Genomic DNA, 12,642 nt, shown 5'->3' on the forward strand with positions numbered 1-12,642 from the left:
TTGTTACCCGCCTCCTTGTTAGCTGTGTCTGGCGGGCTTCTCGCGCGACCAAAGTTGAAGCGTTTGCGTCTTGTTGAAATGTCCGACATTTATTAATGTGTGTTCAGACATTTATTCTGATGCTCGGAACCTCATGCGTCAGCGCCACGCTCCAAGGCGGTGCGATGCAGTGACTCACCTGACCATCTCCTCACGACAGGCATCTCAATGACCGACTCTCTGGCGACAGCCGCGCTCGCCACTGACAGCGCCTCGGCGGACGACGCGACCCCGCGCAGCATGGAGGCCATCGCCACCTGCATGGCGCGGGAAATCCTCGCGGGCAGCTTCGGCCCCGGTGACAGTTTTCCGCGTGAACTGGACCTCTGCCAGCGCTTCGACGCCAGCCGCAACCGTGTTCGCAATGCCCTGGCTCAGCTGGTGAGTGCCGGGCTGCTGGAGCGTACCGCCGGGCGTGGCACCATCGTGCGCGAGATGAGCGAATGGCAGCTGCTGGACCCGCTGATGAGCCATTGGGTCAGCGGTCTCGACGGAATCAACCCGGACCTGATGCGCGAGATCTACGCCTTCCGCCTCTCCGTCGAGCCCTATGTCAGTGCGCTGGCCGCGATGAAGGCCAATGCCCAGGACCTCGCACGCCTGGAGCGCGCCTTCGAAGGCATGGTCAATACCGCCAATGACAGCTCACGCGAGGCGCATGCCGAGCACGATGTCGCCTTCCACGAGGCCATCTACCACGCCACGCACAATCTGGTGTGGACACAGCTTGGCAGTTTGCTGCGCCCTTCCATCAGCCAACTGATCCACAGTACCCAGCAGTCCGCGCAGCAGCATGATCACAGCCATCATCGCGCCAGCCTCGATCGTCACCGCGCGGTGATGGAGGCCATTCGCCTGCGCCAGCCCGAGATGGCACGCACCTGTGCCGAGCGGGTACTGGAGACCGCAGCGCGCGATCTCGGCTTCTCACCGGACCACCCGCAGCTGGGACACCGCCGCTTCTGATGCTGATCGGGCGTCAGCCGATGACGACCGATTCCACCACCCGCTTCGCCTGGCGCTGAGCCTCGTTCAAACGCCCATTCTCAACAAGGATGCATCCGTGAAAATCACCCGACTCAAGACCTGGCAAGTTCCGCCGCGCTGGCTGTTCCTCAAGATCGAGACCGATGAAGGCTGTTATGGCTGGGGCGAACCGGTCATCGAGGGCCGCGCCGCGACAGTCGAGGCCGCCGTGCACGAGCTGTCCGATTATCTGGTCGGTCAGGACCCGCGCAATATCGAGCACCTGTGGAACGTGATGTACCGCGCGGGCTTCTACCGTGGTGGCCCGATCCTGATGTCTGCCATCGCCGGCATCGATCAGGCGCTGTGGGACCTGAAGGGCCGTGATCTGGGAGTGCCCGTGCACCAGCTGCTCGGCGGCCCGGTGCGCGACAAGATGCGCATGTACGCCTGGACCGGCGGCGATCGCCCGTCAGATGTCGGCGCAGGCGCCAAGGCGCTGGTCGATCAGGGCTTCACCGCCTTCAAGATGAATGGCACGCCGGAGATGCAGATCGTCGACTCGCACAAGAAGATCGATGACGCCGTGGCACGTGTCGCCGAGGCCCGTGACGCGGTCGGCCCGGATGTCGGCATCGGTATCGACTTCCATGGTCGCGTACATCGCCCGATGGCCAAGGCGTTGCTGCGTGAGCTGGAGCAATTCCACCCGATGTTCATCGAGGAGCCGGTCGCGCCTGAGCACCTGCCGTCGCTCAAGCACATCGCCGAAGGCATCGCGACGCCCATCGCCACCGGCGAGCGCCTGCACACCCGCTTCCAGTTCCGCGATCTGCTGGCGGACGGCATGGTCGACATCATCCAGCCGGATCTCTCCCACTGTGGCGGCATCAGCGAAGGCCTGAAGATCGCCACCCTGGCCTCGGCCTACGATGTGGCGCTGGCCCCGCACTGCCCGCTCGGCCCGCTGACGCTGGCGGCCTCGCTGCAACTGGACGCGGTGTGTCACAACGCCTTCATCCAGGAACAGAGCATGGGAATCCACTACAACAAGGACAACGACGTACTGGATTACCTGGTCGACAAGGATGCGCTGGCGATCAAGGACGGCTTCTGCGCCATTCCGCAGGGCCCTGGGCTGGGCGTCGAGATCGACGAAGCCTTCGTCGAAGAGCGTGCCAAGGTCGGCCATCGCTGGCGCAACCCGCTGTGGACCCACGAAGACGGCTCCGTCGCCGAGTGGTAATGCCGAGCAAGCCGCAACGCACACACTGACAACACAGACGCCATGCCAGGACAGGCCTTCCGCCGAGGGCCTGTCACGCTCAAGGAAGGATTCGACATGACTCGTACCGCATCATCCGAACGCCCCGCCTTCGCCGACTTTCGCTACCCGGACCTCGAAGGCGCCAGCGTCTTCATCACCGGCGGTGGCTCCGGCATCGGCGCCGCGCTGACCGAAGGCTTCCTCGCCCAGGGCGCCAAGGTCGCCTTCGTCGGCCTGTCCGATGCCAGCGAATTCTGTGACGCCATGGAAGCTCGCTACGCCAATCGTCCGCTGTTCATCCCCTGCAACATCCAGGATATCGAGACGCTGCAGGCCGCCGTCGCTCAGGCGCGTGAGGCCCACGGCCTGATCAACGTGCTGGTCAACAACGCCGCGCGAGATACCCGTCATACGCTGGATGAGTGGACGGTGGAACAGTGGGATGAATCCATCGCCACCAACCTGCGCCCGCAATTCTTCACCGCCCAGGCCGTCGCCCCCGACATGCGCGCGCTGGGTGGCGGCGCCATCATCAATCTGTCCTCCAACAGCTACATGCTGGGACTGGGCGGCTACCCGACCTACGTCACCGCCAAGGCCGGCATCATGGGCATGACCAAGGCACTGGCACGTGAGCTGGGCCCGGATGCCATTCGCGTCAACTGCCTGATTCCGGGCTGGGTGATGACGGAGCGTCAGCGCGAGCTGTGGGTCAACGACAAGGACCTGAACGAGTGCATTGATCAGCAGTGTCTGAAAGAGGCCATTCCGGTCGAGGACATGATCAATCCGTGTCTGTTCCTGGCCTCCAGCGCCTCGCGCATGATGACTGGCCAACCGATGGTGGTAGACGGAGGCCGAGTGTGAGCGCCGTCAGCGTCACGCCGGCCTGGATCGCCGTCGACTGGGGTTCCAGCAATCTGCGCGCCTGGGCCGTCAATGGCGACGATGCAGTCATCGCTCAGGCCAGCAGTGCCCGCGGCATGTTGGGACTGGCGGCGGATGAGTTCGAGGATGTGCTGCGCGTGCTGATCAATGATTGGCTGCCCGACGATGCGACCTCTCCCATGCCGGTGCTGATCTGTGGCATGGCCGGCGCGCGTCAGGGCTGGCAGGAGGCGGCTTACCTGCCGTTGCCTACGGAGAAGACGCCTTCCCGTGATGTGCTGGGGGCACTCTCCGAGCAGCTGACCCATGTCGCGACCCGCGACAGCCGCCTTGCCGTCGCCATCGTGCCGGGCCTCTGCCAGCAGCAGCCGAGCTACGATGTCATGCGTGGCGAGGAGACCCAGCTGGCGGGCCTGGTCGCCGCCCAGCCCGACTACAGCGGTGCGGTGTGTCTGCCCGGCACCCACGCCAAGTGGGCACATCTCGCCAGTGGCGCGATCACCGGCTTCAGCACCTTCATGAGCGGCGAGCTCTACAAGCTGCTCAGTCAGGATTCGGTGCTCAAGCACTCCGTCGCCGGGGGAGATCTCAGCGACCCCGCCCAGCGCGATGCCTATCTGGAGGGCATCGACACGGCGCTTGCCGCCCCGGAGCGTACCACCGCACAGCTGTTCGGCATTCGTGCCCGTGATCTGCTCGATACGGCTCTGCCTCAGGGTGATGCCCGCAAGGCGGTACTCGGCGCACGCCTGTCAGGCCTGGTGCTGGGTCTTGAGCTGGCGGGCGCCACTGCGGAGCTGCCTGACCACGCCACCATCACCCTGATCGGTGACGCCGTGCTGTGCCAGCGCTATCAGGTCGCGCTGGAACATCTGGGCTATCAGGTCACCACCGCGGCCAACGCCGACATGATTCTGGCAGGGCTTGGACGCATCCAGCGTGCACGATCATCCGCGCAGGCATCGTCATCAGACCGTGGCTCGTCCTCGGCCCGTGCGTCGTCATCGGATCGCGCCTCTGTGAGCCATTGATTCAGCGTTGCTGACATTGCTAGCCGGTGAGCCACGTCATTCCCAACTTCACACAGCCCTTATTCAAAGAGCTCCTCCTCAAACAGCTCCTATTCAAACAGCCCCATTTCTGGAGATCGCCATGAGCCTGCCTCTGGTCGCCATACTGCGCGGTGTGACACCGCAAGACATTCTCGCCATCGCCGACGAGATCATCGCCGCCGGCATCACCCGCATCGAAGTCCCGCTCAACTCCCCTCAACCGCTGGAGAGCATCGCCGCGCTGGTCGAGCACTGCGAGCGCGCGCATGGCGGCAAGATCCTGATCGGTGCCGGCACCGTGCTGACCCCGCAGCAGGTGCGCGACGTGCACGCCACGGGCGGCCGTCTGATCGTCTCGCCCAACGCCGATGTCGACGTCATCCGCGAAAGTCGCCGGCTGGAGATGGTCTCGCTGCCCGGTATCGTCACGCCGACGGAAGCCTTCGCGGCTCTCGCTGCCGGCGCCTCGGGCCTCAAGCTGTTCCCGGCGACTCAGGTCGGCATCGTCAACATGAAGGCCATGCTGGCCGTGCTGCCCAAGGACACCGAGCTTTATGCCGTCGGCGGCATCGGCAGTGACAACTTCGCCGAATGGCGCGCGGCGGGTGTCCATGGCGCTGGCCTCGGCACGGCCATCTACACGCCCGGCCTGAGCGCCGCCGAGGTGGGCGAACGTGCCCGCACGCTGGTCGCGGCATGGCAGGCGGCCGACTGAACAGCGTAAAGAGCCCACCGATTTCGCAAAGGAGCAGCAGATGACGTCATCACCATGCCTTGGCACTGCCAGGCGCCTCGTCGCCAGTGGCTGCGAGCTGGGCGAAGGGCCGGGCTGGACGCCCGCGACGAACACCCTGCCTGCGCGAGTGCGCTGGCTGAACATACTCGCCGGCGAGCTGCATCACGCCGCTGCGGACGGCAGTGATCACGTCATCACTCAGCTTGCGCGCCGCACCTCCTACGCAGCCGTTACCCAAGACGGCGATTACCTGCTGGTCGCGCAGGGAATGCTGTCGCGCTTCACCCCCGAGACCGGCGCCGTGGAAGATGTCATGCCCTTCGCGGCGGAAACGACGCCGGCCACGCGCAGCAATGACGCGCGGGTCGATCGCCACGGCAGTCTGTGGCTCTCGAGCATGGGCTACAACGCCGAGTCCGGCGCCGGTAGCCTTTATCGGCTGCATCGCGGTGAACTGACCCGCGTGCTCGAGGGGCTGACCATTCCCAATGCGCTGTGCTTTTCGCCGGATGGCCGCTTCGCCTATTTCACCGACACCGTCACCGGTCAGGTGATGCGCTGGCAGCTGGACGCCGATGGCTGGCCACTGACGTCGGCAGGCGAATACAACGCCCCTGAGGTCTGGGCCGATCTGCGCGATGCCGGTGGTGGCCCGGATGGCGCCGTGATCGATGCCGACGGCCATATGTGGATCGCGCTCTGGGGGGCCAGCCGCGTGGCAAGGCTGGACCACGACGGCAAGGAAATCGCCCATGTGGCGTTGCCGGTCAGCCAGCCTTCGTGCCCGCTGTTCGGTGGCGAGGGGCTGAGCACGCTGTACATCACCACGGCGCATGAAGGCATGACCACGCCGGATCATGCGGCGGGTGACGGTGACCTCTTCGCGCTGGACCTGTCAGCACACGGCTTCGAGGGACTGGCAGAGCCACCGCTGGTGCTGGGCTGACACTGCCATTCCGTCTCTGATCTTTCTTCATTTCTGGACCTCTCATGACCGCAGACGCCCCATCTTCCCGACCTTCGGCCGCGCCTGACGCGACCTGGTCAAGCGATCAGCAGTGGTTGAGCCTGAGTGCCGATGGCATCCAGCTGCAGCTGGATCTCGCCGATGGCCTGCTCAAGCTGGCCCATTTCGGGCGCATCGCGCCCATCAATCCGGCTCAGCATCGCCTGATGAGCGCTACCGCCACGCCCCAGGCGAGCCTGGATCAGCTGCCGCCCAACACCCTGTTCAATGATGCCGGGCTCGGCTTTGCCGGCTATCCCGCGCTGATCGGTGATCGCGAAGGCCGCGACTGGCTGACGGCGATGCGCCTGAGCGATGTGGCCTGCTCGACGGATGCCACCGGCGCCCACGCTCGCCTGACGCTTCGTGACACCCTGAGTGAGCTGGAAGTGCTGCTGGCGCTGACCGTCACCCGCGAGGGCGTATTGCGTCAGCAGACGACCCTGAGCAATCAGTCATCAGCGCCCTACCGGCTCGAATGGCTGGCGGCCGCCTGCCTGCCGCTGCCGGTCCGCTTCGAGGAATGCCTGAGCTTCGGCGGCCGCTGGGTACAGGAATTCACCGAGACGCGTCATCGTCTCAGCGAAGGCACCTTCACGCTCGAGAACCGTCGCGGCCGCAGCTCGCATCAACGCGTTCCGACGCTGATCACCGGCACGCCAGGCTTCAGTGAGCAGCGTGGCGAAGTCATCACCGCGCATCTGGCGTGGAGCGGCAACCATCGCGCCCTGATCGAGCGGCAGTTCGATGGCAGCACCCAATTGCAGATGGGCGCCCTGCTGCTGCCCGGTGAGCAGATGCTGGCCGCCGGCGACAGCGTGACCACCCCGGAGGTGGTGATGGCCTGGTCGGATACGGGCATCAATGGCGCCAGCCAGCGCATGCATCGCACCCTGCGCGCGCGCCTTGACTGGCCGGTGGCTGACAAGCCGCGCCCGGTACACGTCAATACCTGGGAAGCGCTCTACTTCGATCACGATGCGACGCGCCTCCAAGAGTTGGTCGTTGCCGCCGGTGAGGTGGGTGCCGAGCGTTTCGTGCTCGATGATGGCTGGTTCGTCGGCCGGGATGGCGAGCGCGCCGCCCTGGGCGACTGGTATCTGGATACCGGCAAGTACCCGCAGGGGCTGGGGCCGCTGATCGAGTCCGTACAGGCGCACGGCATGGAATTCGGCCTGTGGGTCGAGCCCGAGATGGTCAATCCCGACAGTGAGCTCTTCCGCACCCATCCGGACTGGATCCTCGGGCTGGAGGGACGCGAGCAGCCGCTGGGGCGCTATCAATGCGTGCTGGATCTGACCCGCCGCGAGGTCTGTGACTACCTGTTTGCGCGTCTCGATGCGCTGCTCAGTGAGTACCCGATCAAGTATCTGAAATGGGACATGAATCGCGACCTGACCCATGCGGGCGGTCAGTCGGAGCAAGGTCGCGGCAGGCCTGCCGCCCATGCTCAGGTCAGCGCGCTCTACTCGCTGCTGGCCCGCCTGCGAAAGGCACATCCCGGCGTCGAAATCGAGAGCTGCGCCTCGGGTGGCGCGCGCACCGATCACGGCATTCTTCGGCACACCCATCGCGTCTGGACGTCTGACTGCAACGACCCCCACGAGCGCACGCATATCCAGCGCGGGGCCAGTCGCGTACTGCCGCCGGAGCTTCTGGGCGCGCATATCGGGCCGCAACACGCCCACACCACCTCGCGGCGCACGACGCTCGCCTTCCGCGCCTCCACGGCATTGTTCGGTCATCTGGGGCTGGAGCTGGATGTCAGCCAGCTCGATCAGGCGGAGCGCAGTGAGCTGCGCGGCTGGATAGCGCGCTACAAGGCGCTGCGTGGCCTGCTGCACAACGGTGTCAGCTGGCGTCTGGATTGCCTGGATGACAATCAGCATGCCCACGGCGTGGTCAGTCAGGATGGCCAGCAGGCCCTTTTCAGCATCAGCCAGCTGGCCATGCCACGTCACGCCGTGCCCGCCGCCCAGCCGCTGACCGGCCTGCAAGCCGACACGGTCTACCGGCTCGAGCTGCTGGAACTTCCGGAGCACCCGGAGCGACGCATGAAGCAGCTACCCGCCTGGATCAGACGACAACAGGCCGGCGAGCCGGTCGTCGTCTCCGGTGAGTACCTGATGCGTGAAGGCCTTGCCCTGCCGGTGTTGGACCCCGACCAGGCAATCCTGATCCACCTTCAAGCGGTGGCGGCTTGACCCGAGCCGCGCAGGCCGTGATTGCGTGCGCTGCGCTCGCTCCCCATTTTCAGCTTCAAGGATGAACCCCATGCAGCTCGGTGTCTGTTACTACCCGGAACACTGGCCACGTGATCGCTGGCCGCAGGATGCTCGTGACATGATGGAAGCCGGCATTCGTGTCGTGCGTATCGGTGAATTCGCCTGGAGTCGCCTGGAACCTAGCGCGGGCGATCTGCGCTTCGAGTGGCTGGATGAGGCCGTCGAGGTTCTGGCGGCGGCTGGTCTCAAGATCGTGATGGGTACGCCCACAGCGACACCGCCGAAATGGCTGGTGGACGCCCACCCGGAGATTCTGGCTGTCGATGAGAATGGCGACACGCGTGGCTATGGCTCGCGCCGTCATTACTGCTTCTCTTCGCCGTCGTTTCGTACCTTGAGTGAGCGCATCGTGCGCCTGATGGGCGAGCGCTATGCGCACCATCCCGCGATCATCGCCTGGCAGACCGACAACGAGTACGGCTGTCATGACACCATCCTCAGCTACTCCGCGGCCGCCCGTGCCCGCTTCCCCACATGGCTCGAAGCACGCTATGGCACGGTCGAGGCGCTCAATCAGGCCTGGGGGACGGTGTTCTGGAGCATGGAAGTCAGCGAGTTCTCCCAGGTCGAGGCGCCCGTCGGCACCGTGACCGAACCGCATCCGGCCATCGTGCTCGATTATCGACGCTTCTGCTCCGACATGGTGGTCGAATACAACCGCCTGCAGGTCGACACCCTGCGTGCCGCGGGCGTCAGCGGCGATATCGTGCACAACTTCATGGGCCTGTTCACCGAATTCGATCACTTCGATGTCGCCCGGGATCTGGATATCGCCAGCTGGGACAGCTACCCGCTGGGCTTTCTGGAGCGCGGTGCCCACGATGATGCCACCAAGGCCCATTATCGCCAGCAAGGCCATCCGGACTTTGCCGGCTTTCATCACGACCTCTACCGCGCCATGTGCAAGGGCCGCTGGTGGGTGATGGAGCAGCAGCCCGGTCCGGTCAACTGGGCGATCAGCAACGCCGCACCCTTGCCCGGCATGGTGCGACTGTGGAGCCACGAAGCCTTCGCGCATGGCGCCGAAGTCGTCTCCTACTTCCGCTGGCGTCAGGCACCCTTCGCGCAGGAGCAGATGCACGCAGGTCTGCTGCGCCCGGATGGCTCACCCGCCTCGGCCTGGCCGGAGCTTTTGCAGGTGCGCGATGAGCTGGCGACACTCGCGGAACATGACACGACGACTGCCCAGCAGGCCCCCGTCGCCCTGATGTTCGATTACGCCTCCATCTGGGCCTGTCAGATCCAGCCCCACGCCGAGAACTTCAACCCGCTCGAGCTGTACCTGAGCTGGTACAGCGCGCTGCGACGACTCGGGCTTGATGTCGATATCGTCTCACCGCGCGATGCACTCAGTGGCTATCCGCTGATCGTGCTGCCCTGTCAGGTGATCGCTGATGAGGCACTGGCGGCGCGTCTGAGCGCGGCGCGCGATTCCGGCAGTCGCGTGGTGATCGGCGCACGCTCCGGCTCGCGCACGCCGGAGTTTCAGATACCCGCGCAGCTGGCGCCCGGGGCACTCAGCGAGCTGACGGGCGTCACGATCGATCGAGTCGATGGTCTGAGGCCAGGCGCCGAGCCTGCCATCACCCTGAGCAACGGCGCACGCGGTCACGCCCTGCGCTGGCGCGATCTGCTCGATCATCAGCGCACCAGTGCACAGGTGGTAACGCGATTCGAGGATGGCGAACCCGCCATCCTGCATCAGCGCGGTGTCAGCTATCTGACCGCCTGGTTGAGTGAAGACAGTCTGGTGGCGATGCTGCAGGCGGAGTGTCAGGCCTGCGGCATCACCACCCATGCGCTGCCCGACGGCGTGCGTCTGCGGCGGCGCGGGCCGCTCTGCTTCGCCTTCAACTATGCGCCCGAGCCGCGCTGGCTGCCGGAAGGACTCGTCAATGACAGCGGGCTGCTGGCCGGTAGCCGGGTGCTGGCACCCGCTGACGTCTGTATCTGGTTCAGTGACGAAAAGCGCCCCTGAGTGAGGCGACTGCTGGCCCCTCATTCAACGCGAAAATCGACTTTGCTTGAAAGCAGGACATCTCTCGGATTTCGCGACCGGCAGACTGTTCGATCACTTGCCGCGGCGCCTTCGGGCGCCGCTTTTTTTTGAACCGCTATTCTGGGCATCCATGTCCCCTGTCCAGGCTTCATGAGTGATTACAATAGCGTGCTGACACAACCCCCCTGCTTACCGGCTGACTGAGGTTGCACATCGTCGAAATAAGGTAGATAAAAGATAACGGTATATTTTTTATGTAAAATGACCTCTCTTTTCGCTGCGCAAGGCCAGATGAAGTTTGTCCTTGAGTGCTCACTGACCGCACAGCGCTGCCACTTAAGGCGCATTGTTCTCATGTCAGACAATCTCTAGTGTGCTGGATGTCTCTGTATATAAGCCAATAAATAGCAAAAACAACAGGCCACGCACCTGTAGACAGGACAACCGTCGTCAATGGCAGACGACCCACGACTACGATAACGCCAACTACGAGATACCCCCATGAGTATTCTTGCCATTCTGATATCGCTCGGGCTGCTGATGTTCCTGGCCTACCGCGGTATCACCGTTCTCTTGCTCGCCCCTCTGATGGCCGCCCTCGCCGTCGTCCTGTCAGGAGATGCAGCCGCCCTCCTGCCCAGCTACACCGTGACCTTCATGAGTCAGCTGGGCGGCTATCTGACCAAATTCTTTCCGCTGTTCATCCTCGGCGCCCTGTTCGGCCAGCTGATGGCTGATTCCGGGGCCGCGCATGCCATCTCCGAAGGCCTGGTCAAACGCCTGGGCACACGCCATGTGATCCTGACCGTGGTGCTGGCCTGTGCACTGCTCACCTATGGGGGCGTCTCGCTGTTCGTGGTCGCCTTCGCCGTCTATCCGATTGGCGCCCAGCTCTTCCAGCGCACTGGCACGCCCAAGCGACTGCTGCCCGCGGCCATCGCCCTCGGCTCCTTCACCTTCACCATGACGGCACTCCCGGGCACGCCGGCCATCCAGAACGCCATCCCGATCCCCTACTTCCAGACCAACAGCTTTGCAGCGCCGGGCCTGGGCATCATCGCGGGCCTGATCATGCTGGGACTGGGCACCTGGTGGCTGAAGGGACGTGCCGGCAAGGCTCAGGCACAGGGGGAAGGCTACGGGGTCCACAAGGATGAAGCGCTTGAGGAATCCCCGGCATCCGCTGCACAGATGGGCATGATCACGGCGCTGATTCCGCTGGTGATGGTCATCGGCCTGAATGCTCTGCTGACCTATCTCGTCTTCCCGCGCATCGATTTCTCCTACCTGAGCGAGGCCTTCCCGGAGCTTGACCCTGCGGGTGCCACCGGCATGTGGTCGATCCTGATCGCGCTGGCCTTCGCGTCCACCTGGCTGGTCATTTCACGCTGGAAGCAGTGGGCCGACCTGAAGACCACCGTCAACAATGGCTGCTTCGGCGCCATGCTGCCGGTCTTCAATACCGCCTCAGAGGTGGGATATGGCGCGGTGATCGCCAGCCTGGCCGGCTTCGCGATGGTCAAGGAGGCGGTGCTCGGCCTGTATCCGGCCAACCCGCTGATCTCGGAAGCGGTGGCGGTCAACGTGCTGGCCGGCATCACCGGCTCGTCATCCGGCGGCATGAGCATTGCGCTGTCGACTCTGGGCGAGACCTACCGCGAGATGGCCGTCAATGCCGGCATCGACCTGGAACTGATGCACCGCGTGGCGGCGCTGGCGGCGGGCAGCATGGACACCTTGCCGCACTCCGGCGCGGTCATCACCCTGCTGGCGATCTGCAAGCTGACTCACCGCCAATCCTACGGCCAGATGTTCATGATGACGGTCGCCTTCCCGATGCTGGCCCTGATTGCCGTCGTGACCCTGGGCAGCCTGGTCGGCAGCTTCTGAGCCCTGAAGCTCCACAACTGTGGGCAGTTTCTGGCCATGAGTGGAACAAAATGACGCCAGGCCTATGACAAGAAGGCCACCCGAATGGGTGGCCTTCTTGTTGAGCAATCACGCTGGCCAGCAACATGCTGACATCTCAATAGACGTGGTGAGCCCGCTTCGGGTCCAGAGTCTCATGGCGTGCCCGCGTCTTGATCCACAGCGTCAGGTCATCGCGGTCGGTGCCGGGATTCTCGGCGACCCACTCGACGATGCGCGAGGCAATGAATTCGGCATGAAACTCGTCGTCGAACTGCAGCAGCATGAGGTCCTCGCCCGCTTGGGAGATGCGCAACAATACCTCGCTTGCCGGCAATACATAGAGATTCAACTCATGCAGATATTGCGTCGTGAAAGTCACGCGCCGAAAACGCTCGGGAACATTGCGCCCACTGTTGCTGATATCGTTCATGAAAGCCATGGCTCTCTCCTACAGTAAGGCGCTAATACATTTCGCTCATTTTTGAGCTGACCT

At 64.2% G+C, this 12,642-nt stretch carries 10 protein-coding genes; 9 read left to right on the forward strand and 1 reads right to left on the reverse strand.

All coding sequences use genetic code 11. The features are described 5' to 3' along the window. Positions 1 to 207 precede the first annotated feature (207 nt). From QD356_RS05465 to QD356_RS05505, 9 genes are all read left to right on the forward strand, one after another. Positions 208 to 1,005: a FadR/GntR family transcriptional regulator gene (locus QD356_RS05465; RefSeq protein WP_225996562.1), complete on the forward strand. Its 798-nt coding sequence runs from the start codon at positions 208 to 210 to the stop codon at positions 1,003 to 1,005. A gap of 97 nt (positions 1,006 to 1,102) precedes the next feature. Then, complete coding sequence (gene dgoD, locus QD356_RS05470) at positions 1,103 to 2,251, forward strand: galactonate dehydratase (RefSeq protein WP_054556643.1); 1,149 nt, start codon at positions 1,103 to 1,105, stop codon at positions 2,249 to 2,251. A 96-nt stretch (positions 2,252 to 2,347) separates the two neighbouring features. Beyond that, positions 2,348 to 3,139 carry an SDR family oxidoreductase gene (locus QD356_RS05475; protein ID WP_192838812.1) on the forward strand — a complete coding sequence of 264 codons (792 nt, stop codon included), beginning with the start codon at positions 2,348 to 2,350 and terminating at the stop codon, positions 3,137 to 3,139. Further along, the gene (locus QD356_RS05480; RefSeq protein ID WP_192838813.1) at positions 3,136 to 4,191 is read left to right on the forward strand and encodes a 2-dehydro-3-deoxygalactonokinase; all 1,056 of its coding nucleotides are present in this window, start codon (positions 3,136 to 3,138) and stop codon (positions 4,189 to 4,191) included. The genes QD356_RS05475 and QD356_RS05480 overlap by 4 nt, the downstream gene beginning before the upstream one ends. Before the next feature lie 121 nt (positions 4,192 to 4,312). After that, a complete protein-coding gene (locus QD356_RS05485; RefSeq protein WP_192838814.1) occupies positions 4,313 to 4,927 on the forward strand; it encodes a 2-dehydro-3-deoxy-6-phosphogalactonate aldolase in 615 nt (204 codons plus the stop codon). Positions 4,928 to 4,967: 40 nt separating this feature from the next. Continuing rightward, the gene (locus QD356_RS05490; RefSeq protein WP_192838815.1) at positions 4,968 to 5,894 is read left to right on the forward strand and encodes an SMP-30/gluconolactonase/LRE family protein; all 927 of its coding nucleotides are present in this window, start codon (positions 4,968 to 4,970) and stop codon (positions 5,892 to 5,894) included. 44 nt (positions 5,895 to 5,938) lie between these two features. Next, positions 5,939 to 8,158: an alpha-galactosidase gene (locus tag QD356_RS05495; protein ID WP_192838816.1), complete on the forward strand. Its 2,220-nt coding sequence runs from the start codon at positions 5,939 to 5,941 to the stop codon at positions 8,156 to 8,158. Between the two features lie 70 nt (positions 8,159 to 8,228). Further along, positions 8,229 to 10,217 carry a beta-galactosidase gene (locus QD356_RS05500; protein ID WP_192838817.1) on the forward strand — a complete coding sequence of 663 codons (1,989 nt, stop codon included), beginning with the start codon at positions 8,229 to 8,231 and terminating at the stop codon, positions 10,215 to 10,217. A gap of 522 nt (positions 10,218 to 10,739) precedes the next feature. Continuing rightward, positions 10,740 to 12,128, forward strand: a complete 1,389-nt coding sequence (locus QD356_RS05505) for a GntP family permease (RefSeq protein WP_192838818.1) — start codon at positions 10,740 to 10,742, stop codon at positions 12,126 to 12,128. Positions 12,129 to 12,264: 136 nt separating this feature from the next. On the opposite strand, the gene QD356_RS05510 is transcribed toward QD356_RS05505, so the two are convergent. Beyond that, positions 12,265 to 12,588: a hypothetical protein gene (locus tag QD356_RS05510; RefSeq protein WP_192838819.1), complete on the reverse strand. Its 324-nt coding sequence runs from the start codon at positions 12,586 to 12,588 to the stop codon at positions 12,265 to 12,267. Positions 12,589 to 12,642: the final 54 nt, after the last annotated feature.

It is taken from the genome of Cobetia sp. 2AS, assembly GCF_029846355.1.
Classification (GTDB): Bacteria; Pseudomonadota; Gammaproteobacteria; order Pseudomonadales; family Halomonadaceae; genus Cobetia; species Cobetia amphilecti.

Coding starts and splice junctions, on each gene's coding strand:
- QD356_RS05465 (WP_225996562.1), top strand. CDS start 208: ATGACCGACTCTCTGGCGACAGCCGCGCTCGCCACTGACAGCGCCTCG.
- QD356_RS05475 (WP_192838812.1), top strand. CDS start 2,348: ATGACTCGTACCGCATCATCCGAACGCCCCGCCTTCGCCGACTTTCGC.
- QD356_RS05485 (WP_192838814.1), top strand. CDS start 4,313: ATGAGCCTGCCTCTGGTCGCCATACTGCGCGGTGTGACACCGCAAGAC.
- QD356_RS05490 (WP_192838815.1), top strand. CDS start 4,968: ATGACGTCATCACCATGCCTTGGCACTGCCAGGCGCCTCGTCGCCAGT.
- QD356_RS05495 (WP_192838816.1), top strand. CDS start 5,939: ATGACCGCAGACGCCCCATCTTCCCGACCTTCGGCCGCGCCTGACGCG.
- QD356_RS05500 (WP_192838817.1), top strand. CDS start 8,229: ATGCAGCTCGGTGTCTGTTACTACCCGGAACACTGGCCACGTGATCGC.
- QD356_RS05505 (WP_192838818.1), top strand. CDS start 10,740: ATGAGTATTCTTGCCATTCTGATATCGCTCGGGCTGCTGATGTTCCTG.
- QD356_RS05510 (WP_192838819.1), bottom strand. CDS start 12,588: ATGGCTTTCATGAACGATATCAGCAACAGTGGGCGCAATGTTCCCGAG.